We start from the raw sequence: 23,474 nt of genomic DNA, 5'->3' as shown, positions 1-23,474 counted from the left end.
GACGACGGCGCGAGGCGCCCCGCTACTGAGCCTGCTGGTTCGCTCGCTGCGCTCGCTCACGCCGTCGCCTCGCTGCGCTCGGCCACGGCGTGAGACGCCCCGCTACTGAGCCTGCTGGTTCGCTCGCTGCGCTCGCTCACGAGGCCGACGACGCCTTGGTCGCGGCGCCGTTGCGGGCGGCCTTGCGCGTCGTCAGGGCCTCCGTCGCCCCGTCCAGGTCGACAGGCAGTTGGTCGGCCTGCGAGTATGTGACCGCTGCCTTGACGAACGAGGCGAACAGCGGGTGCGGGCGGGTGGGGCGGCTCTTCAGCTCCGGGTGCGCCTGGGTGGCCACGAAGAACGGGTGCAGGCTGCGGTCCAGCTCGACGAACTCGACGAGCCGGCCGTCCGGCGAGGTGCCGGAGATGTGCAGACCCGCCTTGGTCAGCGCGTCCCGGTAGGCGTTGTTCACCTCGTACCGGTGCCGGTGCCGCTCGCTGATCTCGGTGCTGCCGTACGCCTCGGCGACGATCGACCCCTCGGTCAGCGTCGCCGGGTACGCCCCGAGCCGCATGGTGCCGCCCAGGTCACCCTTGCCGGCAACGATGTCCTCCTGGTCGGCCATGGTGGCGATGACCGGGTGCGCGGCCTGCTCGTCGAACTCCAGCGAGTTGGCGCCGTCCAGGTCGGCCAGGTGCCGGGCCACCTCGATGGTCATGCACTGCAGGCCGAGGCAGAGTCCGAGCAGCGGGATGCCGGTCTCGCGGGCGTACCGGGCGGTGCCGATCTTGCCCTCGATGCCGCGGACGCCGAAGCCACCGGGGATGAGGATGCCGTCCACACCGGCCAACGCCGCCGCGGCACCGGCCGGGGTGACGCACTCGTCGCTGGGCACCCAGCGCAGCTGCACCCGGGCCCGGTGGCCGAACCCGGCCGCGCGGATCGCCTCGCTCACCGACAGGTACGCGTCGGGCAGGTCGACGTACTTGCCGACCACCGCGACGGTGACCGTGTGCCGGGGGCGGTGCACCCGCTCCAGCAGGTCGTCCCAGCTGGCCCAGTCCACGTCGCGGAAGGAGAGCCCGAGCCGACGCACCACGTAAGCGTCCAGGCCCTCGCGGTGCAGCACCTTCGGGATGTCGTAGATGCTCGGGGCGTCCGGGGCGGCGACGACCGCCTCGGTGTCCACGTCGCAGTAGAGCGACAGCTTCTCCTTGAGCTTCACCGGGATCTCCCGGTCGCACCGCAGCACGATCGCGTCCGGCTGGATACCGATGTTGCGCAGCTGCGCCACCGAGTGCTGGGTCGGCTTGGTCTTCAGCTCACCCGACGGCGCCAGGTACGGCACCAGCGAGACGTGCAGGTAGAAGCAGTTGTCCCGGCCCAGGTCGTGGCGGACCTGGCGGATCGCCTCCAGGAACGGCAGCGACTCGATGTCGCCGACCGTGCCGCCGACCTCGGTGATCACCACGTCGGGGAGTTGGCCGTCCTCGTCCGGGTCGGCCATCGCCAGGATCCGCGACTTGATCTCGTTGGTGATGTGCGGGATGACCTGGACGGTGTCGCCCAGGTATTCCCCGCGCCGCTCCTTGGCGATCACGTCGGAGTAGATCTGGCCGGTGGTGACGTTCGCCTTACCGGACAGCGCCCGGTCCAGGAAGCGCTCGTAGTGCCCGACGTCGAGGTCGGTCTCGGCGCCGTCCTCGGTGACGAAGACCTCGCCGTGCTGGAACGGGTTCATCGTCCCCGGGTCGACGTTGAGGTAGGGGTCGAGCTTCTGCATCACCACGCGCAGCCCGCGCGCGGTCAGCAGGTTGCCGAGGCTGGAGGCGGTGAGGCCCTTACCCAGCGAGGAGGCGACGCCCCCGGTGACGAAAATGTGCCTGGTCGTCCGTGCTGATGGGGCCAAGGCCTGCTCCCGTGTCGTCCGTCGCGGTCATGCAGACCGCCGTGCTTGATCAGCTCAGTGATCGCGATCCACGGGACTCGACGGTAACACCTCCCGGGCGGGGACCCGCAGGCCGCACCCCGGCTGCGACACCACCGGGTCGTCCGCGAACAGGCCCGCGCTCAGGAAGCGGCAACCTCGGTCGATGACCTGTTGACCTGCCGGGGCGGCACGGGCACCGTTGGCGCGGCGTCCGGCGTCGACCCGCTCGCGGTCGGTGCCGCCGGGTCGTCGGCGTCGGTCGTGGAGTCGTCCGGGGTCTCCGGCGGCGCGGCAGCCGTCACCGAGCCCGAGGGTGGGCCGCTGATCGGACGGGGATGGACCGCGCCCAGCGGCCCGCCGCCACCGGTCGGGCCGTCACCCCCACCGGTCGGACCGACCCCGCCGGTCGGCCCGGCCCCGCCGGACCCGGACTCGTCGACGCCGTCCGCGCGGGAGCGGCCCGGCAGCGGGCGGGTCCGGTCGGCGGCATGTCCGAGAACCCGCAACGACGCCAGGGCGGCCATCGGCACCACGAGCGAGGCGGCGGCGCCCAGCACGTCAAACGCCGCGCCGTCGAGCACACCACCGAGCACCGCGGCGACCACGGTGCCGGCCATCGCGGCCCGGACCGCCGGGTAGATGCCGAACAACCGCATCAGCCCGCCCCACGGCTGCAGCAGGGCGAACCACACGAGCAGCCCACCGACAAGAGCCAGCACGGTCAGCGGGCTGTTGACCAACGTCTCGAAGTTCTCCGTGCTGGACCGGTGCACGGTGAACCCGCCGGTGCCGTCGCCGAGCGCGGAGAGGAACCTGCCCAGGCTGCCCCGCTCGGCCGCCGAACGCCGCAGGTCCACCACGGCGAACCCGATGCCGACCGCGAGGGCGGCCATGGCGGCCCAGGCCAGCCGGCTGACCGTCAACCAGCCGCCGGCGCTGATCACGGCGGCGACGCTCACCCCGGCGGTGAGCGCGATCGCGCCGACCGGATCGGCGCCCAGGTACGGGCTGCCGACCACCACCACGGCGAGACCGCCCACGGCCACCATCACCGCGGGCCGCCAGCCTCGGTGCACCCGTTGGGCGAACCATCCCCCGGCGAGCAACGCACCGGCGAGGAAAACTCCCAGCCCCACCGTGCTCAGCCCGGCGTACCGGCCGCCCTGCAACGCGGAGTAGCCGACCACACCGTTGAGCTGGAGTCGGGCCCCGGTGAGCACGTCCATGCCGACGACGAGCGTGGTGAGGCCGGCCACCGCGCCGAGGGGGCCGAGAGTGCCCGCGTACCCGGGGACGAACCGGACCGCCGCGGTGCCGGCGGCCACCAGCAGCGCGGTGATCCCGGCGAAGAGCCAGCCGGGGTGGTCGCCCCGCCACCAGGGCACCGCGTCGGCCAGCAGCGCCGCCGGCACCGTCAACGCGGCGGCGACAAGCAGCAGCTCCGCCACCGCCACGATCCGCCCGGGGGTCGGGCCGGTCGGCCCGGCGTGCGGGCGGGCACGGCGCAGCAGCGGCAGGATCGCCAGCGCCAGGAACACCTGCACGCAGGCGAGCAGCGTGAAGAACCGGCCGGAGACGGTCCGCTGGGCGGCCGCCTCCTGATCGGCGTCCGCCGGGGCGCTTATCGCGTCGGCGAGGTCGGCCGGTCGACCGTCGGTGCTGACCGCCGGACGCCCGAGGAAGAGCCGCTCCGGCATCGGCCGGCCCAGCGCGGCGAGCGCGGTCGGCGCGAGGTCGACGAGTTGCAGGTACCCGTCGCGGCCGGTGCTGGCCGAGGTGAGCCACCCCCGTTCCCAGCCCGGACCGTCGGCGACCGCCACGTGCAGCCGCGACGGCTGGGCGGTGTCGGAGATCCCCGCGACCAGCACCAACGACCGCGGTGGCCGTGCGGCCAGCACCCGGGCCAGTTGGGCGTCCGCCGCGCGGGCCTGCGACGCGCGCGCCGCCGGGTCGTCCCCCTCGACGGTGCCGAGGTCGACGATGCTCAGCACGCACGAACCGAGCAGCGTCCGCGGATCGGTCGGCAGCGCCGCGGCGTACCTGTCGACGCGGCCGAACGGTCGGGCCGCCGCCACCGCCGCACCCGGGCCCACCGCGACGGAGCAGCGGACCGACTCCGACAGCGATCCGGGCATGGCACCCCAGGACAGTCGCTGCTGGTTGTGCTGCACCACGCTCTCCTGGTCGGGCAGGTTCGCGCCGATGCCGTCGGGTTGTTCCACGACCACCCCGGCCGGCGGGCAACCGTCGGGCGGCCGGCTGCCGTTCCACGCGGCGAAGCTGCCCGCGCCCAGGGTCAGCCAGCCGTCCACCGGGCAGGTGGGGCGGTGCGCGGAACGCACCGACAGCGAGCCGATCGACCCGTCGCGGGCCATCCGCCACAGCGTCGGGGTGCTCTGCGGATCGACGTCCTCCCAGCGCAGCCCGGCGATCCCGGCGAGCACCACGAAGTCGGCGGTGCGTCGCGGGATGCCCTGGGGTGGGCGGGCGGCCAGCGCGGTGACACCGAGCGCCACCACGAGCACGGTCAACAGGGCGGGGGCGATTCGGCGCAGCATCACCGGTGTCCCGTTCTCGGGGCGTCGGAGTCCGGGGAGGCCGCCGGACCGGTGCGGTCCGGGGCCAGCTCGGCGTAGAGGGCGGCAAGCGTGCGCACGGTGTCCGTCTCGGTCGGCCACGTCGCCGCCCGTTCGGCGCCCCGCCGGCCCAACTCGGCGCGTGCCGCCGGATCGTCCAGCAACGCCCGCACCGCCGCGTCGACCGCGTCCACATCGCCCGCGGGGATCAGCGTGGCGGCGTCGCCGACCAGGTCCGGGAGCCCGCCGACCGCGGTGGCCACCAGCGGTACGCCGGCACGCAGCGCCTCCTGGGCGAAGAGTTGTCGGGCCTCCCAGTCGCTTGTCACCACCGCGAGATCCGCGCCGGCGAGCAGGTCGGCCACGTCGGTGCGGTGCCCCAGCAGGGTCACCGGTGCGCGGGCCGCCGACGTCCGTGCGGCAAGCGGCAGATACGCCGGCCCACTGCCCGCGATCACCACGACCGGCGGCGGGGTACGCGTACGCCAGCGGGCCGCCGCGTCGATCAGCACGTCGTAGCGTTTCTGCGGGTGCAGCCGGCCGACCGAGAGGATCAACGGCTGGTCCGGGCGGACGCCGAACTCGGCGCGTACCGCCGCTGGACGGCGACGCGGCGCGGGCAGCGTCGGCGCGGCGACCGGGGCGAGCCGGGCGTCGGCGGCGCCCACCTCGGCGGCCCGTCGCACCAGGTCCGCGGAAGCGCCCAGCGCCACCCGGACGCCCCGGGCCACCACCCGTTCGACGAGCCGGGACACCCCGCCCCGCAGTCCTCCCGCGAGCACCGCGTTGTGCCAGGTGACGATCAGCGGGGCGGCCGGACGGGCCAGCACGGCGACCAGGCCGGCCCGCAGGCCGTGCGCGTGCACCACGTCGACCCCGGCGGCGGTGAGCACCCGGCGCAGCGCGAGCACCGCCCGCGCGTCGGCCGGCGTCGGGCTGGCCGGGATCTCCACCGGCTCGAACCGCGCACCGACGCCGGTGAAGTCGAACTGCTCCTGGGTGGCGGCGGGCCCGCAGACCAGGACTGTGGTGCCGCCCGCGACGAGGCCACGGGCCACCGACCGGACGTGCTGGCCGACCCCGCCGGTGCTGGACGCGAGCACCAACGCGACGCTGCCCGACCAGTCGGCAGGCTGAGGTGGCTCAGTCATCGCGCTGCCGTCTCCTTCCCGTCGCCCCGCTCCGGGGAGACCGGCGTCGGCCCGTCGCCCCGTGGCCCCCGCCGACCCAGACGCCGCAGCACCCCGGCGAGCAGCGGTTGCACGTCTCGCCGGTCGACGAACCAGAGCACCGCGAGGAACACCGCCCCAACCAGAACCCCGGACAGCATGCCCTGACCGAGTGCCACGGCCGTCGTCGGGGTGCCGCCGCCCGGCGTGTCGAGCCATCGGGTGACGCCCAGCCCGGCGAGCGCGGCGAGCACTCCGGCGAGGCCACCGGCCGCCCCGGCACGGGCCGCACCGGCCAACGCCGGACGGCCGGCGCTGCGCGCCACCGCCAGGAGCAGAAGCGCCCCGAGGACCAGCATCCCCACCGAGTTCGCGGACGTCACCGCGAGCACCCGGTCCCGCAGCGGCAGCAACGCACCCAGTGGAAGGGCGACGGCCGGCACCACCAGGAAGCCGACGGCGGTGGCGACAGTGGCCGCCCGGGTCTCCCCCCGGGCGTAGAGCGCCCGGGTGAGCACCGCGAAGAGGCCGTAACCGATCAGGCCCGGGGCGTACCCGGTGATCGCGGCGGTGGCGGACGCGGCGGTGGCCGCGGGAAAGAAGAAGTGCCCGACCGGTCCGGCCGTCCCGATCAGCGCGGCCGTGCCGAGACAACTGAACAGGAGCACCCCGCGCACGGCCGGCGCCAGGGTCGACCGGTAGGTGTCCTCGTCGCCGGCTGCCCGCGCCGCCGCCAGGGTCGGGTACGCCGCGATGGCCAGCGGCACCGCCAGCACCGCCCACGGCAGCAGGTAGACGGTCTGCGCCAGGTTGTAGACGGCGGGATTCGTCGCCGCGCCGTAGGTGACCTGGTTGAGGCTGACGATCAGGGCGATCTGCTGGGTGGCGACGGTGACCGCGCCGGCCACCGCCAACCCGCCGACCCGCGCCCGCACGTCGGCGGGGAACCCGAAGCCGGGCCGCAACCCCAGGTGGAGCCGGCGGACCGGGATCAGCAGGGACAGCGACAGCACCAGCACACCGAGGGTGGTGCCGGCGGAGAGCAGCAACTCGCCACCGGCGCTGACCCCCGCGACGGTGGCGTAGCGGCCCTGGGTGGCCCCGAACACGAGGTAGACGACGATGACGGTCAGACTGGACAGCAACGGGGCGAGCACCGGCCAGGCGAAGCGGCGGTGGGCCTGCAGCACCCCGGCGAGCACGATGCCGACCCCGTACAGCGGCAGTTGTGGCGCGAAGACCCGCAGCATCCGGATGCCGCTCTGCTGTTGGGCGGCGGTCAGCCCGTCGCCGAGCAGCCCGATCACCGGCCCGGCGGCGAGCACCACGAGCAGCGCGAGCGGGACCAGCAGGGCCAACGTCCAGGTCAGCAGCGCCCCGGTGGTCCGGGCGACGGCCGTCCGGTCGCCCGCCGCGACCGCGCCGGCCAGCAGCGGTACGACGAGGCTGGCCAGCGCTCCCCCGGCGACGATCTCGAAGATGAAGTTGGGTACCGCGTTGGCCACCACGTAGGTGCCACCGAGGTCGGTGTGCCCCAGGCCCAGGGTGAACACGGCGGTGCGGCCGAAGCCGGCGAGCCGGCTGGCCACGGTGAGGACGGCGATGAGCGCGGCTGCCCCGGCCAACCGGCCGGCGCCGGCGAGGGGAGCCGGTCTGATCACGTCAGTCGGCGCGCCGGCCCAGTGCGTCGAGCTCGCGCAGCCCCCGGGTCCGCTGGATCACGGCGGTGAAGCTGACCTTCTCACTGGTGGCGGTGAGACCGGCGAGCACGGCGAGCAGAGCGGCCCGGCCGAGCGGGCCGGTCCGGGCGGCGAGCGCGACGCCGAGCAGCGCACCGAGGGCGTTCGCGCCGCTGTCGCCGAGCATCACGTCCTCGGCCAGGTCGTCGCGGAGCAGGCCGGCGGCGGCACCGGCCGCGCCGGCGGCGATCCCGCCGTGCGGGCCGCCGGTCAGCGGCGCGGCGAGCAGCAGCCCGGCCTTGAGGGCCCGGCCCGGCCGCAGGTCGAGCAGGTTGAGCAGGTTGGCCGTGCCGGCGATCACACCGGCGCCGAGCAGCACGTCGACGCCGCGGCCGACGGCGCCGTGGCGCTGCCGGCGCGGGTGGGCGGCGACGCGGGGGTCGGCGGCGAGCAGCGCGGCGGCACCCAGCCCGGCGGCACCCACCCCGACGACCTTGACCAGGCCCGCGGTGACCCGACCCTCGCGCAGCGCGGCGAGGTGACCGGCGAAACCCTTGGCCGCCTTCTGCTCCGGCCGTGCGCCGACCACGTCGTCGTAGAGACCGACGCCACCGGCACCGAGGCCGGCGACCAGGGCGGCCCCACCGGAGGCGCCGCTGGTGGCACCGAACGCGCCGACGGCGCTCGCCCCGGCGGCGAGCGCCGGCCCGGCAGCGAGGGTCACCGTGCGGCCCCGGAAGTTGGTGCGCTCCAGTGCCGGTCCGGCCGGGGAGGTGCGCACCTCGCGCAGCGCGTAGCGCGCGGCGGCGGCACCGGCACCGGCGATCAGCAGCCGACCCAGGATGCTCATGCCGCTGCCCTTCCGTCCGCCTCGTCGGTTACGGACACGGGGGTACGTCGTTCGCTCACTGGGGCAGTCTAGGCAACAGGCCGGAGGCGGCGTTGTCGCCGACGCCGTACTGGCCGGCCTTCTTCTCGGTGAGCTGCTGCACCAGGGCGAGGCTGGTGACCAACTGGCCCTGCACGGTGTTGGCGTTGTCGACCGTGGAGATGGTCTGCGAGAGCACCGGGTCACCGCGGACCACCGAGACCAGGTTGCCGCCGGCGGAGCCGTTGCCGGCCACCACGATCGCGCCGGTCCGGTCGAACTGCTCGGCGATCTTGACGACCGACTCGTCCCGCTTGTCGGAGTCCTTGTCGACGTACGGCTGGCCGCTGACCACGACGACCGCCTCCGCCGAGCCGGTGACCTTGTTGTTGTCGGTGGTCAGGTAGCCGGCGTTGTTGTACGCGGCGAGCACCGCCCGCCGGTCGGCGTCGCTGACCGGCGCGACGCCCTGAGCCCGGTCCAGCAGGACGCTGGCCAGCAGCGCGCTGGAGGTCTCCACGCCGTGCCCGTTGCCGGGCAGGCCGGTGGTCTGCGCGGTCGGGCGGGCCGCGGTGACGGCCAACTCCAGCAGGTTGGAGTTGTTGTCCGGGTTGACGAGCTTGTCCTGCAGATCGACCCGGCCGGTGATGGTGGCCCCGGCGAGCTGGAGCTTCTTGAGCACACCCTCGGTGTGGTCGCGCCCGTTGGGCAGGGTGAGCACCAGCACGCGCCGCCCGGTCAGTGCGCCCGGGAGGACGACCTGGGACATCTCCTCGGCGAACTCCTCTTCCAGCCCGAGCTGCTTCTCCATGTTGTTGACCTGCTGGCGCCAGTACTGGTTGTCCTTGCGCAGCCCGGTGACCTGCCCCTCGAGCGAATCGGCGACCGGGCCGTTGAGGGCGGCCGTGCCGACCACCAGGCCGATCGCCAGAGCCAGGAACACCGCGGTGAGGGACACCACGTGGTAGCGGAAGTTGATCACGCTTGCAGCCTCTTGATCGGTCGGGAACTAGAAGAGCCGGTACAGCTGGAACACGAAATTGTCCCACCACTCGGCGACCACGCCCAGGTACGCCTTCCCGACGGTCGAGACAGCCACCGCGGACGCCATCGCCGCGATCGCCGACAGCACCAGCAGCAGCAGCGACGACCCGGAGATGCTCTGCCGGTAGAGCCTGCTCACGCCCTTGGCGTCGACAAGCTTGCCGCCGACCTTCAGGCGGGTCAGGAAGGTCGAGGCCATCCCGCCGCGCCCCTTGTCGAGGAACTCGACGAGCGTGGCGTGGGTGCCGACCGCGACCAGCAGCGAGGCGCCCTTCTCGTCGGCGAGCAGCATGGCCAGGTCCTCGCTTGTCGCCGCGGCCGGGAAGGTGATCGCCGGCACGCCGAGGCCGTTGACCCGGGGCAGGCCGGGCGCCCGCCCGTCCGGGTACGCGTGCACGATCACCTCGGCACCGCAGCGCAGCACGTCGTCGGTGACCGAATCCATGTCCCCGATGATCATGTCGGGGGTGTACCCGGCCTCGACGAGCGCGTCCGCGCCGCCGTCGACGCCGATGAGCACCGGCTTGAACTCCCGGATGTAGGGGCGCAGCACGTCCAGGTCGGCCTTGTAGTCGTAGCCACGGACCACGATCAGGCAGTGTCGCCCCTGGATCTGCGTCTCGATGTCCGGCACGCCGACGCCGTCGAGCAGCAGGTCACGCTCCTGGCGGAGGTAGTCCATCGTGTTGGCGGCGAACGCCTCCAACTGCACCGACAGACCCTCCCGGGCGTCGGCCATCGCCTTGGCGACCGACTCGGCGTCCTGCAGGCTGCCGTGGGCCACCGGCTCGTCGCCGGAAAAAACCGTGTTGCCCTCGATGCGCACCTGGTCGCCCTCGCGGATCTGCTCGAAGACGCCCTCACCGAGGTCGTCGAGCAGCGGGATGCCGGCGGCGACCAGCACCTCCGGCCCGAGGTTCGGGTAACGGCCGGAGACCGAGGGCTTGGCGTTGAGCACCGCGCCGACCCCGACCGCGACGAGCGAATCGGCCGCGACCCGATCCAGGTCGACGTGGTCGATGATCGCGATGTCACCGGGGCGCAGCCGACCGACCAGGCGTTTCGTTCGGCGATCAAGGCGCGCGGTGCCGAGGACCTTGCCCGGGTCGGAGTTTCGGTTTCGGCGCAACGTGGGTAGACGCATCGTGACCATCCTGGCATGTGAGGCAGGCTTTTCTGTCGCGACATGCCTGAGCAGGGCCGCCTACCCAGGGAAGCACACGTCGGCACAAGCCGGTGTGCTTGCGCTCACAATACGCGGCGTCACAGCCGCCTTTCCTTGGCGGCCACGGCCAAAAGCTCCTCGGCGTGGGCGATACCCAGATCCGAATCGGGCAAACCTGCCAGCATCCGGGCCAACTCCCGGGCCCGCTCGGTGTCCTCCACCACCCGCACCCCGCTTGTCGTCACCGCCCCGCCGGTGTCCTTCGCCACCACCAGGTGCCGGTCGGCGAACGCGGCCACCTGCGGCAGGTGCGTGACGACGAGCACCTGGTGGCTGCGGGCCAACCGCGCCAACCGGCGGCCGATCTCCACCGCCGCCTGCCCGCCGACGCCCGCGTCGACCTCGTCGAAGACCAGCGTGGGCGGCCCGCCCGAGCCGGCAAAGACCACCTCGATGGCGAGCATCACCCGGGACAACTCACCGCCGGAGGCACCCCGCTGCAACGGCAACGACGGCGCTCCCGGGTGGGCCAGCAACCGCAGCTCCACCTCGTCACCACCGTCCGGCGTGACACCCACCTCGACGCCGTTGACCGCCAGCGTCGGCTCGGCACGACCGGCCGGGCGCGGCAGCACCGCCACCTCGATCCGCGCGTGTGGCATGGCCAGACCGGCCAGCTCGACGGTGACCTGCTCGGCGAAGCGGATCGCCGCCTCCTGCCGGGAGGCCGACACCCGCCCGGCCAGGTCGGCCACCTCCACGGCGAGCCGCTGACCCTCGCGCTCCAACTCGTCGAGCAGGTCGTCGGACATGTCCAGGTCGGACAGTCGGGTGCGCGCCCGATCGGCCCAGGCGATCACGCCGTCCACGTCGTCGGCGTACTTGCGGGTCAGCGCGCGCAGCGCCGCCCGCCGCTCGTAGACGTGCTGCAGGCGGGCCGGGTCCGCGTCGAGCGTCGCAAGGTACGCCGACAGCTCCGCCGACACGTCGGTGACGAGCGTGGCCGCCTCCTCCAGGCGGGCCGCCAACTCACCGAGCGCCGGGTCGGTGCCGGACTGCGCCTCCAACGTCCGCCGGGCGGTGCCGAGCAACGCCGCCGCGTCCGGGGTCTCGTCGGCGGCCTCCGCACCGCCCGCCACGCACTGCTGGGCGATCTGCGCGGCCGTGCGCAGCCCCTCGGCGTGCTCCAACCGCTGCGCCTCGGTCTTCAGCTCGTCGTCCTCACCGGGCTGCGGATCGACCCGGGTGATCTCGTCGAGGCCGAGGCGCAACAGGTCGGCCTCCTGGTTGCGTTCGCGGGCGTTGCGCCGCCGGTCGGCCAGGTCGTCGACCACCCGCCGCCACCCGGTGTACGCCTCGCGCAGCGCGTCGAGCAGCTTCTCGTGCGCGGGGCCGGCGAACCGGTCCAGGGCGGCGCGTTGCTCGGCCGGGCGCAGCAGCCGCAGCTGGTCGGACTGGCCGTGCACGGCCACGGCCTGCTCGCCGACCTCACCGAGCATCGACACCGGCATGCTCCGGCCGCCGACGTGGGCGCGCGAGCGCCCCTCCACGGTCACCGTGCGGCTCAGCAGCACCGAGCCGTCCTCGTCGGGCTCGCCACCGGCCTCGGTGATCCGCGCGTGCACGGCGTCGGCGACCCGCCCGCGCAGGCGCAACCGCCCCTCCACCACCGCCCGGCCCGGCTGGGCACGGACCCGCCCGGCGTCGGCCCGGCCGCCGAAGAGCAGGCCGAGGCCGGTCACCACCATCGTCTTGCCCGCACCGGTCTCGCCGGTGATGACGTTCATGCCGCCGGCCAACGGCAGCGTGGTGTCCTCGATGACGCCCAGTCCGGTGATGCGCAGCTCTTCCAGCACAGCCACCGACAGTAGACGCGAGGCCCGACAGTTGACCAGCCGACGGGCCCGGGTGCGCCCGGTACCCAGCCGACGTACAGTTCTGCCCCGTGTTGGACGTGATCGGCCTGACCTCGGCTGAGGAGGAGCTCTACCGCTGCCTGCTCCAGCTCACCACGGCCCGCATCGACGAGCTGGTCAGTCGTCTGCGTCGGCCCCGTGAGCAGGTCGTCGCCCAGGTCGAGGCGCTGCGCGGCAAGGGCCTGGTGCAGCCCACCGACAACGACCCGGACGCTCCGCTGCGCCCGACCGCCCCGGACGTCGCCCTCGGCGCGACGCTGCTGCGTCGCCAGGAGGACCTGGAGGCGGCCCGCCGACGGGTCACCCAACTGGCCGAGGAGTACCGGTCCGGGCTGCGCCGGCACCACGTCGACCACCTCGTCGAGGTGATCACCGGCGGTCGGGTGCTGCGGGACCGTCTGCGCGATCTGCAGAATGCGGCACGCGCCGAGGTGCTCTGGTTCTGCCGCGCCCACCCCCTGGCGATGGCCGGCCCGGAGAACGTCGAGGAGTTCGACGCGCTGGCCCGCGGGGTGCGCTACCGGGCGATCTACGAGCGTGACCTGCTGTTGGAACCGGGCGCGCTCGCCGACCTGGGCAAGGGCGTCGCCGCCGGAGAGCAGGCCCGGGTCCTGGACCGACTGCCGGTCCGGCTGGCCATCGTGGACGCCCGCATCGCCATCTGCCCGCTGGTGCCCGACCGCCACGGCGGCGAACCGAGCGCCGCCGTGATCGGCCGCAGCCAACTGCTCGACGCGCTGCTCGCCCTCTTCGAGAGCCACTGGCGGGTGGCCACCCCGTTGCGGCTCGACGATCCGTTCGTCGTCGCGACGACCGACGGCCGACGTCCGGATCCACCGGATCAGCCGGGCGACGGTTATCAGCCGGACGCCGACGAGGCGCGGCTGCTGTCGCTGTTCGTGGCCGGCGTACCGGACAAGTCCATCGCCTCCCAGCTCGGGGTGAGTCGGCGTACCGTGCAGCGGCGCATCGCCGACCTGATGGCCGCCGCCGGTGTGGACACCCGGCCCGGATTGGCGTTCCAGGTCGCCCGACGCGGCTGGCTCTGACGCCGTGGGGGGTCCGCCGTCGGTCGACGGCGGACCCCCAGCCGATCAGCGCAGCCCGTACGCCTGGAGCACCGTCTGGTCGACGGTGTTCCCGGCCCGGTCGGCGGCGTGCACCCGCAGCGACACCGTTCCGCGCCCGGCCGGCACGGTCGCGGTGTACCGGGTACCCGATCCCCTGGTCGGCGCGGCGCGCCAGGTGACGCCCCCGTCGAAGGAGACCTGCACACGGACGCTGGTGCCCCTCGGCGCGGGCACCCCGGCGGGCTGACGCAGGGTCAGCCCCAGCTCGTGCGGCCGGTTGCCGCGGACCGTGCCGAGCAGGTCGGCCGGCACCCGGTAGTCCACCTGGAGCAGCGACAACGGCGTGGCGGCGGCACCCGCCGGCCGGGCCGAGGTGAACTCCCAGGCCGTGTCGGTCCGGGTGCCGTAGCGCCACTCGGCCGAGGACCGCCTGGTGGTCAGGTCCAGCCGGTAGCGGGCCCGCTGCGCCGTGGTGGGCACCGGGGCCCACCCTGCGGACAGGTCGGCGATCGGCGTGCCGTCCCGGCTGACCCGCGCCTCGACGGTGTCCGACTCCTCACTGTTGCCGGCGACGCTGTAGTGGCCGCCTGCGTCGACGAACTCCGGCACCCGCAGGTCCAGGCTGTCACCGGTGCGGGTGGGCACCGGAGCACCGCTGGCCGGTACGGCCGGCCGGAGCACCGGGGCGTGCCAGGTCTCGGTCTCCCGGTCGTCCGCGGCGTACCGCCGGGGTGCCTCGGTCAGGCCGCCGGCCAGCTGCCCCCACTGCAGGAACATGAGCTTGTGCTGGACCCGGTGCTGCCACCAGTTGTCCCCGGCGCTGACGTACTCCTTGCGGGTGGTGCCGTTGCGGACCATGCGCTGGTCGTCGTTCCAGGAGTACTCCTGCCACGGACGCCAGCCGAACCGCTCCTCGGTGGCCCAGCCGGCACCCGTGTCGCCGTAGCTCGCCGTCACCTCGGCGGTGTTCTGCGCGGTCACGGTGTGCACGATGCGCTCCGGCACCCGGCCCTTCGACACCTGCCACACGTCGTACAGGTAGGGGCTGTCCACGGTGAGCGTCAGGTCGAGCGTCGCCCGGCCCCTGCGGGCCGCCGCGATCAGCCGCTGCCCGTCGTCGTACGCGACAGCCATCGACGGGATCGGCAGCCGGTCCCCGATCGGGCGCCACACCGTCCACGCGGAGATGTCCGCCGGCCGAACGATCAGCACCACGGCGGCGCCGGCTGCCGCGGCCGCGGCGATCTGCTCCTCCTCGGAACGGTTCGGGTCGGTGCTGAGCAGCGCGGCGGCGCCCCGCACCCGGGTCAGCTCGGCGGGGGTCCCGACACCGGCCCAGACCAGCGGCAGCTTGCGCCGGCCGGTCGGCGCCGGTGAGGTGCCCAGCAGGTTTATGTCCGACGGGCCGGACACCCCGCTGACCGTCGCGTCCACCATCGGGGCGACGAGCTGCCAGCGCGAGGCGAACTCGAACTCACCCTGGCGCACCTGGCGGGTCGGCGTGACGTTGACCTGCCCGACGGTGCTGTAGGCCATCACGCCGTGGTCGATCTGCCGGCCGTTGGCCAACACCCGGTGCACGTAGTAGCTGAGGGTGGCCTGCTGCTCGCTGGGCTTCGGCGTCTCGATCCGCACCGGTGTGCCCCTGCGCGCGTCGAGCACCACGGTCAGGTCCCGGTCGACGACCAGCTCCGGCTCGACGGCCTCGGTCAACTGCTCGTCCAGGGGAGCGCCGTGCTCGATCATCGCGGTGAGCAGGTAGGTGCCCTCCTCGACCTGCAGGGTGCCCTCGCCCGGCCACCAGCCCCAGTAGTCCGACTCGGTCTGCTCACCGAAGAGGGTCAACCCCGGCGAGAGAGTCAGCTGGCCCTGCCGGTCCAACACCTTGATGGTGACCTGGTGCAGGGGGCCGTTGACGGTGAGCCCGACCGGCGTGCGTACGACCACGCCGTCGGAACCGGTCGCCACCAGCCAGCCGCCGTGCGGGCCACGGGCCAGCTTCGCCGGGTCGGCACGCAGCGCCACGGCGACGCTTCCGCCCGCCGGCACGGTCACCGCGCCGGAGCTGACGGCGACCCCGTCGGTCTCGGCCGCGCCGCTGTCCAGGTTGCGCAGCTCCAGGGCCGGCCGCAGGGTCTGCGCGACAGACGTGCCGTTGGTGTACGTCACGGTCCGCTCGACCGGCGCCGTGCCGGTGCTGATGCGTCCGAAGTCGACGGTGGCCGAGGCGTACACCTGCTGCTTGAGCGCCCGAGCCACGTCGACCCGGCCGCCACCCTGCTCGAAGACGGTGAGCGCCGGGTTGGCCTTCGTGGTGCTCACCAGCGCGTCCTTGAGTGTCCCGGCAGCCCAGTCCGGGTGTTCCTGGGCGAGGATCGCCGCCGCGCCGGCCACGTGCGGGGTGGCCATCGAGGTCCCGGACGCGGTCGTGTAGGCGTCGCCCACCGGCGTACCCATGGTGGTCCCGGCGGCCCGCGCGGCGACGATGCCGACGCCCGGGGCGGTGATCTCCGGCTTGAGGCCGTTGTCACCGAGCCGCGGGCCCCGGCTGGAGAACTCCGCCAGGTTGTCGTCGCGGTCCACCGCGCCGACGGTGAGCGCCGCCGCGGCCGCGCCCGGCGAGCCGACGGTACGCGCCGCGCCCGCGTTACCGGCGGCGACCACGAAGAGCGCGCCGGTCTCGGCGGTCAGGTCGTTGACCGCCTGGCTCATCGGGTCGGTGCCGTCGGTCGGGTCGCCGCCGAGGCTCATGCTGACGACCTTCGCGCCGGAGTGGGCGGCCCACTCCATGCCGGCGATGATGGACGAGTCGTAGCCGGAGCCACCGTCGTCGAGCACCTTGCCGACCAGCAGCCGCGCGCCGGGCGCGACGCCCTTGCGCAGCCCCGCGGACGCGGCGCCACTGCCGGCGATGGTGGCCGCGACGTGCGTGCCGTGGCCGTGACCGTCCCGGGCGCTGCCACTGTTGGAGAAGTCCCGCGCCTCGGTGATCCGTCCGCCCAGGTCGGGGTGGGTGGCGTCGACACCGGTGTCCAGGACGGCCACCGTCACGCCACTGCCGTCGCGCCCGGCCGCCCAGGCCTGCGGGGCGCCGATCTGCGGCACGCTGTGCTCCAGCGTCGGGCGGACCCGCCCGTCCAGCCAGATCCGGGCGATGCCGCCGCCCAGCCGCGGCGCGCCGGCCGTGGCCCGGGTCGTCGGCGTGCCGGCGAGCGCGCTCCACAGGCCGCCGAGGTCACCCTTGCCGACCCGCAGCGCCGCGCCGTTGATGCTCTCCAGGGGTCGGGCGTCGGTGGCGCCGGCGAGCGGCCGGACCCGACCGGCGGCCGGCTCCTGGTAGCGCACGATCAACGGCAGGTTGCCCTGCGCGGCGTCGCCGTAGCCGTCGGCGGCCAACTCCTGCACGTCGAACAGGTTGCCGTCGAGCACCCCGCTGGAGACGTAGGGCAGGGCGTCGCTGGGCAGCACCCGCAGCGCGCCGTCGACCTGCCTGGTCTGAAAGACGATCCGCTCGCGCCCGGGTCCCGGGCGGACGGTGGCGGCGACCCGACCAGGTGCGGCCTGTACCAGGTCGACCTGGTCGCCGGTGATCAGCGTGAGACGAACGGGCGCGGCGCCGGGGACGGGCGTGCCCGCCCTCGGGCCGGTGGGCCGGGCGGGCGGGTCGGCGGACGCCGGTGTGGCGAGGCCGACCACCAACGCGCCGACCGCGCCGACGGCGAGCCAGCGTGGGGACCAGTGCATGCGATGTGCTCCTCTACTCCTCCAGGCCCGCCATCCGTGGACGAGGGCCGATCGGAGTCTGCGACGGAGCCTGTCACCAGGTCACTAGTCGCCAGCCGCCGTAGCGGCGACATGTCGTCAGGTGGACAGCCGCCGTCCACCGAGCGTGTGCGCCGCGGTCACCGGCGGCTGCCACGCCAACCGTGCACGGGAAGGCCGAACTTGGCGACCAGCCGGTCGGTGAACGGGCGGGCCCGCAGCCGCACGATGCGCACCGGCAGCGCACCCCGACGCACCGTCACCCGGGCGCCGGGCGGGAGGTCGTAGACGCGCCGCCCGTCGCAGGAGAGCACCGCGAGGGTGGTGAACGGGTCGACGGTGATCACGAAGGTGGACGTCGGGGCGGTGACCAACGGACGGCTGAACAACGCGTGCGCGCTGATCGGCACCAGGAGCAGCGCCTCCACCTCCGGCCAGACCACCGGGCCGCCACCGGAGAACGCGTACGCGGTGGAGCCGGTGGGGGTGGCGCACACGACACCGTCGCAGCCGTAGCGGGACAGTGGTCGCCCGTCCACGTCGACGAGCAGTTCGAGCATCTGCGCCCGCTCGCCCTTCTCGATGCTGATCTCGTTGAGCGCCCAGGACTCGATGGTCGGCCCGCCGTCGAACTCGGCGGTCACGTCCAGGGTCAGCCGCTCGTGGACGCTGTAGTTGCGATCGACGACGTCCCGCACCGCGCTGTCCAGGTCGTCGATCTCGGCCTCGGCCAGGAAGCCCACCTTGCCCAGGTTGATGCCGAGCAGCGGCGCCTTCGCCGGCCGGGCCAGCTCGGCGGCACGCAGGAAGGTGCCGTCCCCGCCGAGCGCGAAGACGATCTCGGCGCCCTCGGCGGCCTGCGGGCCGGCGACCGGCACCACGCCGGGCAGGTCGAGGTCGTCGGCCTCGTCGGCCACCACCCGTACCTCGAAACCCGCCGCGATCAGGTCGGCCGCGACCGACCGGGCGTGCTCGGTGCTGCGCCGACGCCCGGTGTGGGTCACCAGCAGAGCGGTCCGGCTCATCGGGCCACCCGCCCGACCGGGCGGCGATGCGCCACCGTCGCACCGGCACCACCGCGTGTCGTGCCCGTGCCCTCGCTACGCGTGTTCACCCTGCGACCTCCTCCGCCGCCGCCACGCCCGGCACGTCGCCGGCCGTCGTCGGACCGTCCGGCCCGGCCGCCACCACGGCCCGCACCCGCTGCGGGTCGGCTGGTGCGGCGCCCCGGCGCAACCATACGAAGAACTCCACGTTGCCGCTGGGCCCGGGCAGCGGACTGGCCGCCACGTCGGCCAGCCCGAGGCCGAGGCGCGCGGCCGCCGCCGCCACGTCCAGCACCGCCTCGGCACGCAGCTCCGGGTCGCGGACCACACCGCCGGCGCCGACCCGGTCCTTGCCGACCTCGAACTGCGGCTTGACCATCAACGCCAGGTCACCGTCGTCGCGGGTGCAGCCGGCCAACGCCGGCAGCACCAGCCGCAGCGAGATGAACGACAGGTCGGCCACCGTGAGGTCGACCGGCCCGCCGATCGCGTCCGGATCGAGGGTACGGACATTGGTGCGCTCCAGGACACGAACCCGCTCATTCGTGCGCAGCGGCCAGGCGAGCTGCCCGTAGCCGACGTCCACGGCCACCACCTCGGCGGCGTCGGCGCGCAGCAGCACGTCGGTGAAGCCACCTGTCGACGCGCCGGCGTCCAGGCAGCGCCGGCCGGCGACACGCAGCCCACCGGCCCGGAACGCGGCCAGCGCGCCGGCGAGCTTGTGCCCGCCCCGGGAGACGTACTCCTCGGTCGGGTCCTCGCCGGTGACCAGCAGCGGGTCGGCGGGGTCGACCATCGCGGCGGCCTTGCGCGCGACGACCCCACGCAGCTGGACGCGGCCGGCCTCGACCAGCGCGGCGGCCTGCTCCCGGGAGCGGGCCAGACCGCGGCGGACGAGTTCGGCGTCCAGCCGGTTACGACGTGCCATGGGTGGTTCTCCGGTCTGCTCAGGCCTGGTCGTTCCACTCAGGTCTGGTCGATGGTGGCGAGGGTCTCCCGCAACGTCTCGTAGGCCGCCTCGTACTGGGCGATCTGGTCGGCCGGGGCCAGCGTCGCCGCGTTGGCCATGGCCCGCACCGCGGCGTCCACCGCCGGGTGCCGCGCCGCGTCGTCCCCGACGTCCAGCCGCGGCCCGGGGCGGGCACCTGCGGGAGGGCCGGGCCGGGCGCCTGCGGGAGGGCCGGGCCGGGCGGCGATCGACCCGCCAGCCGGCGGACCGGGCCGGGCCGGGAACGACCCACCAGCCGGCGGATGGGGCTGGCTCATTCGGCGGCGTCCGGCGGCTGCGGACGGGCCGCCTTCTTGGCCGGCATGACCGCCGGGGTCGGGGTGTCGTCGTCGGTCCGGCTGATCGTCGCTGCCGGCTTCTTCGCGACGGCCTTCTTGGCGATCGCCTTCTTCGCCACAGCCTTCTTTGCCACAGCCTTCTTCGCCACGGCCTTCTCGGTCGTCGGCGCGGAGACCGGGGCACCGGCCGGGCCGTCGGACGGCACGAGACGGTCACCGGGCGGCGCGGCGAGGGTCGGATCGGGTTGCTCCCGGGGGCCGGCGGTCGGTGCGTGCGTCGGCTCGGCGGCACGCGCCTCGCGTAGCTGCCGTTCCAGGTCGCGCACCCGTCGGGTCAGCTCGGCCACCTCGTCTGCGGTGGCCAACCCGACCGCGCCGAGGGCCCGGTCGACCTCGAACCGGACCAGCTTGGTCAACGCCTCTCGGTTGGCGGCGCCGGTGGTGACCAGCTCCTCGCCGAGGGCCTGGAGTTGGGCGGCGGTCGCGCCGCCGGAGCCGACGAGGCGACGTGCCGCGTCCTGGGCCTTCTTCCGGGGCGCCTCCGTCAGGCCCATGGCCAGCTCGAGGTAGGCGCGCCACGCGTCCTGCATGCCTGAGTCCTTCCACGGGGCGAGGTGTGCAGGTGTCACGCTACCGGGCACCCCGGACCGTGCCGTGCGGTACGGTGCCGAGGACGGCGTGGCGATCAGCGAGGGGGAGATGTGGCCAGCGTGGACGAGTGCCGGCAGGCATTGCAGGAGCTGGCCGCCCGGCTGGATCGCAACGCCGAGACGGTGCGCGAACGGATCGACCTGGACCGCACGCTGGCCTGCCGGATCACCGACCTGGACACTGCCTTCCACGGCCGGATCACCGGCGGTCGACTTGTCGAGTTGACCGACGGCGACGACCCCAAGGCCAAGATCGCGCTGAGCACGTCCAGCGACGACCTGCTCGCCCTGGTCCGCGGCGACCTGGACGTCACCAACGCGGTGACCTCCCGCCGGGTGTCGATCAAAGCCAACCCGTTCGACCTGCTGAAGCTCCGCAAGCTTCTCTGACCACCCCGGTCAGGCGGCGGCGGTCAGACCGAAGCTCTCCAGCGCGTGGGCCGCGTCCGGGCCGATCGGGCGGATCGACGGCAGCGCCGGCTCCGGTGCCGACCAGGCCACCGCGCAGAGCGCGGCCAACGCGTCCAGTGGCCGACCCGAGCCGGCCAGCTCCAGGGTGCCGTCGCGGTCGGTCACGGACCAGCCGCCGGCGTCCGCCGGGGCCGGGACTCGCACCGCGGCAGCCGGGTCGAAGAGCCCCGTCAGGTCCCTCGCGACGTACGTGGGACGCCGCCGCGGTTCGGCGGCCAGCAGCTCCGGTACGCCGTGGACGCCGGTGAGCACCAGCAGGCTGTCCAGCCCGGCTCGGCGGGCACCCTCGATGTCGGTGTCCAACCGATCGCCCACCACCAGGCTCCGGCCACCGTCGGCGCGCCGAGCGGCGGTCTCGAACAGCGCCGACTCCGGCTTGCCGACCACCACGTCCGGGTCCCGCTCCAGCGCCGTGCGCAGCACCGCGACCAGCGAACCGTTACCCGGCAACGGTCCTCGCCCACTGGGCAGGGTCCGGTCGGTGTTGGTGGCGATCCAGAGCGCTCCGCCCCGCACCGCGATCGACGCTTCGGCCAGCTCGGCCCAGCCGACCTGCGGCCCGTACCCCTGCACCACCGCGGCCGGACTCTCGTCGGCCTTGCTGACCGGGGTCAGGCCGACCGCGCGCAGCTCGGCGCGCAGGGCCTCCGCCCCGACCACCAGCACCGGTGCGCCGACGGGCAGCCGGTCCCGCAACAGCTCGGCCGAGGCGGCGGCGGAGGTGAGCACCTCCTCCGGCCGAGCCGGCACACCCATCCCCGTCAGCAGGTCGGCGACCTCACTGGACCGGCGGGAGGCGTTGTTGGTGGCGTACGCCACCGCCCGCCCCTCGTCGTGCAGCCGAGCCACCGCCTCGACGGCACCGGGGATCGGCCGGTCGATCAGGTAGATCACACCGTCCAGGTCGAAGACGACAAGCGTGTACCCGTCGACCAGCCGCTCCCCCGCGCCCGCGTTCACCGCTGCGTCGGCTCGGACTCGTCGCCCCGGGTGGGGGCGGTTTCGTCGCCATTCGCCGCGTCGCCATTCGCCGCGTCGCCATTCGCCGCGTCGCCGGACGTCACGCCGCCGGCGACGGTGTCCGCCGTGGCGGTGCCGGTCTCGTCGTCGTCGAAGTCCTCGTCCTCGTCGACGGAGTCCTCGTCGTCGCCAGGGCGGCCGACAGCACCGTCCCGCTCGTCGTCGTCGAAGTCCTCGTCGTCTTCGTCTTCGTCGTCGCGGTCTTCGTCGTCTTCGTCTTCGTCTTCGTCGTCGCGGTCGTCGTTGTCCTCGTCGCCGGTCAGGTCGGCGTCCGGCTGGGCCGGAACCGCGCCGGGAGCACCCGGTCCCGCGGCGATCTCCTCGGCGGCCTCGTCCTCGTCGTCGCCTTCGATGACCACGCCGTCGAGTTCCAGCAGCCGCTCGGCGGCGTCGGTCTCGCCCTCGGTGTCCACGTCAGCGGCACGGGAGAACCACTCGCGGGCCTCCTCGCGTCGACCCACGGCCAGCAGCGCGTCGGCGTACGCGTACCGCAGCCGAGCTGTCCACGGCACCGTGGCCTCACTGGTGAGGTCCGGGACCTGGAGCATCGCGACCGCGGCGTCCTTCTGCCCGAGGTCACCCCGGGCGCCCGCGGCGACGATGAGCAGCTCGATCGCGACGGCCGGGTCCAACTTCTCCCGGTCAGCGCCGCGGAACAGGTCGATGGCCCGCTCCGGCCGGCCGAGCGCCCGCTCACAGTCCGCGAGCACGGCCAGGTGGCTCTGCAGACCACTCATCCGGTGGTACGTGCGCAGCTCGGCGATCGCCGACTGCCACTCCCCGGCGTGGTACGCGGCAAGACCCACCGCTTCACGGACCGCGGAGATGCGCGACGCGAGCCGCCGGGCGGCCAGCGCGTGCGCCAACGCCTCGGCCGGGTCCTCGTCGATCAGCTGACCGGTCGCGACCAGGTGCCGGGCCACCGTCTCGGCGACCGGCTTGTTCAGCGAGAGCAGCTCAGCGCGAACGTCCTTGTCGAGGTCGGTCGCGAGGATGTCGTCCGGCAGGGCCGGGGCAGAGATACGCCCGCCCTCGAACGACTCCGAGCCGCCAGCGCGGTCGTCGCGGCGGAACTCGCCCTCGCGACGCGGCCGCTCGTCGGCCCGGGAAGCACCCGCCCGGTCGCCGCCACGGTAGCCACCCTCGCGGTCACCGCCACGGAAGCCACCGCCCGCACGCGGCCCACTCGGCCGAGAGTTGTCCCGGTCGCCGCCACGGAAGCCACCCTCGCGAGGCGCGCCACGGAAGCCGCCTTCGCGAGGCGCCCCGCCTTCACGACGGTCACCGCCCCGGAAACCACCCTCGCGGTCACCACCGCGGAAACCACCCTCACGACGGTCCCCGCCACGGAAACCAGCGTCGCGGTCCCCGCCGCGGAAGCCACCCTCGCGGGGCGCGCCGCCGTCACGCGGTCCACTCGGCCGGTCGCCACCACGGAAACCACCCTCACGGCGGTCCCCGCCGCGGAAGCCACCGTCGCGGTCACCGCCGCGGAAGCCACCGTCGCGGTCACCGCCGCGGAAACCACCCTCGCGCGGGCCACTGGGACGCGAGCCGTCCCGGTCGCCACCACGGAAACCACCCTCACGACGGTCCCCACCACGGAAACCACCGTCGCGGTCCCCACCGCGGAAGCCACCCTCGCGGGGCGCGCCGCCGTCACGCGGTCCACTCGGCCGGTCCCCACCACGGAAACCACCCTCACGACGGTCACCGCCGCGGAAGCCACCGTCGCGGTCACCGCCACGGAAACCACCCTCGCGCGGGCCACTGGGACGCGAGCCGTCCCGGTCGCCACCACGGAAACCACCCTCACGACGGTCCCCACCACGGAAACCACCC

General features: G+C 74.2%; 17 protein-coding genes. 2 read left to right on the top strand and 15 right to left on the bottom strand.

Going from position 1 to position 23,474, the window contains the following annotated elements; translation table 11 throughout:
• Nucleotides 1-136: 136 nt before the first annotated feature.
• The 8 genes from AB0B14_RS17805 to recN all read right to left on the bottom strand — a co-directional run bounded on the left by AB0B14_RS17805 (nt 137) and on the right by recN (nt 12,266).
• Nucleotides 137-1,888 carry a CTP synthase gene (locus AB0B14_RS17805; protein WP_357523022.1) on the bottom strand — a complete coding sequence of 584 codons (1,752 nt, stop codon included), beginning with the start codon at nt 1,886-1,888 and terminating at the stop codon, nt 137-139.
• A 161-nt stretch (nt 1,889-2,049) separates the two neighbouring features.
• Nucleotides 2,050-4,467 (bottom strand): hypothetical protein, encoded by a 2,418-nt coding sequence (locus tag AB0B14_RS17800; RefSeq protein WP_357523021.1) that lies wholly within the window; start codon nt 4,465-4,467, stop codon nt 2,050-2,052.
• The gene (locus AB0B14_RS17795) at nt 4,467-5,636 is read right to left on the bottom strand and encodes a glycosyltransferase family 4 protein (protein ID WP_357523020.1); all 1,170 of its coding nucleotides are present in this window, start codon (nt 5,634-5,636) and stop codon (nt 4,467-4,469) included. The genes AB0B14_RS17800 and AB0B14_RS17795 overlap by 1 nt, the downstream gene beginning before the upstream one ends.
• Entirely contained in the window at nt 5,633-7,315 is a 1,683-nt protein-coding gene (locus tag AB0B14_RS17790) for a lipid II flippase MurJ (protein WP_357523019.1), read from the bottom strand. The genes AB0B14_RS17795 and AB0B14_RS17790 overlap by 4 nt, the downstream gene beginning before the upstream one ends.
• Before the next feature lies 1 nt (nt 7,316).
• On the bottom strand, nt 7,317-8,183 hold the full coding sequence (locus AB0B14_RS17785; RefSeq protein WP_357523018.1) for a hypothetical protein: 867 nt from the start codon (nt 8,181-8,183) through the stop codon (nt 7,317-7,319).
• A 55-nt stretch (nt 8,184-8,238) separates the two neighbouring features.
• A complete protein-coding gene (locus AB0B14_RS17780; RefSeq protein WP_357080549.1) occupies nt 8,239-9,183 on the bottom strand; it encodes a copper transporter in 945 nt (314 codons plus the stop codon).
• 27 nt (nt 9,184-9,210) lie between these two features.
• Nucleotides 9,211-10,389, bottom strand: coding sequence for a putative cytokinetic ring protein SteA (gene steA, locus AB0B14_RS17775; protein WP_357080546.1), 1,179 nt, complete (start codon nt 10,387-10,389; stop codon nt 9,211-9,213).
• Between the two features lie 119 nt (nt 10,390-10,508).
• Nucleotides 10,509-12,266, bottom strand: a complete 1,758-nt coding sequence (gene recN, locus AB0B14_RS17770) for a DNA repair protein RecN (RefSeq protein ID WP_357523173.1) — start codon at nt 12,264-12,266, stop codon at nt 10,509-10,511.
• Nucleotides 12,267-12,355: 89 nt separating this feature from the next.
• Here recN and AB0B14_RS17765 point away from each other — a divergent pair, with 89 nt between their 5' ends.
• Nucleotides 12,356-13,375 carry a helix-turn-helix domain-containing protein gene (locus AB0B14_RS17765; protein ID WP_357080543.1) on the top strand — a complete coding sequence of 340 codons (1,020 nt, stop codon included), beginning with the start codon at nt 12,356-12,358 and terminating at the stop codon, nt 13,373-13,375.
• A gap of 45 nt (nt 13,376-13,420) precedes the next feature.
• Here AB0B14_RS17765 and AB0B14_RS17760 read toward each other — a convergent pair whose 3' ends face one another.
• The 5 genes from AB0B14_RS17760 to AB0B14_RS17740 form a co-directional block, all read right to left on the bottom strand.
• Nucleotides 13,421-17,140 carry a S8 family serine peptidase gene (locus tag AB0B14_RS17760; protein ID WP_357523017.1) on the bottom strand — a complete coding sequence of 1,240 codons (3,720 nt, stop codon included), beginning with the start codon at nt 17,138-17,140 and terminating at the stop codon, nt 13,421-13,423.
• 158 nt (nt 17,141-17,298) lie between these two features.
• A complete protein-coding gene (locus AB0B14_RS17755; RefSeq protein WP_357080537.1) occupies nt 17,299-18,183 on the bottom strand; it encodes an NAD kinase in 885 nt (294 codons plus the stop codon).
• An 85-nt stretch (nt 18,184-18,268) separates the two neighbouring features.
• A complete protein-coding gene (locus AB0B14_RS17750; protein WP_357080534.1) occupies nt 18,269-19,132 on the bottom strand; it encodes a TlyA family RNA methyltransferase in 864 nt (287 codons plus the stop codon).
• Nucleotides 19,133-19,170: 38 nt separating this feature from the next.
• The gene (locus tag AB0B14_RS17745; protein ID WP_357523016.1) at nt 19,171-19,470 is read right to left on the bottom strand and encodes a hypothetical protein; all 300 of its coding nucleotides are present in this window, start codon (nt 19,468-19,470) and stop codon (nt 19,171-19,173) included.
• Nucleotides 19,467-20,081 carry a hypothetical protein gene (locus tag AB0B14_RS17740; RefSeq protein WP_357080532.1) on the bottom strand — a complete coding sequence of 205 codons (615 nt, stop codon included), beginning with the start codon at nt 20,079-20,081 and terminating at the stop codon, nt 19,467-19,469. The genes AB0B14_RS17745 and AB0B14_RS17740 overlap by 4 nt, the downstream gene beginning before the upstream one ends.
• A gap of 111 nt (nt 20,082-20,192) precedes the next feature.
• On the opposite strand from AB0B14_RS17740, the gene AB0B14_RS17735 reads away from it, so the two are divergent.
• Nucleotides 20,193-20,531: an SCP2 sterol-binding domain-containing protein gene (locus AB0B14_RS17735; RefSeq protein ID WP_030334914.1), complete on the top strand. Its 339-nt coding sequence runs from the start codon at nt 20,193-20,195 to the stop codon at nt 20,529-20,531.
• A 9-nt stretch (nt 20,532-20,540) separates the two neighbouring features.
• On the opposite strand, the gene AB0B14_RS17730 is transcribed toward AB0B14_RS17735, so the two are convergent.
• Both AB0B14_RS17730 and AB0B14_RS17725 read right to left on the bottom strand, forming a co-directional pair.
• Complete coding sequence (locus tag AB0B14_RS17730) at nt 20,541-21,572, bottom strand: HAD-IIA family hydrolase (protein ID WP_357523015.1); 1,032 nt, start codon at nt 21,570-21,572, stop codon at nt 20,541-20,543.
• On the bottom strand, nt 21,569-22,555 hold the full coding sequence (locus AB0B14_RS17725) for a tetratricopeptide repeat protein (RefSeq protein WP_357523171.1): 987 nt from the start codon (nt 22,553-22,555) through the stop codon (nt 21,569-21,571). The genes AB0B14_RS17730 and AB0B14_RS17725 overlap by 4 nt, the downstream gene beginning before the upstream one ends.
• Between the last annotated feature and the right edge of the window lie 919 nt (nt 22,556-23,474).

This window comes from Micromonospora sp. NPDC049171, assembly GCF_040648275.1.
Classification (GTDB): Bacteria; Actinomycetota; Actinomycetes; order Mycobacteriales; family Micromonosporaceae; genus Micromonospora.
This window is presented reverse-complemented; position numbering and strand designations above follow the sequence as displayed.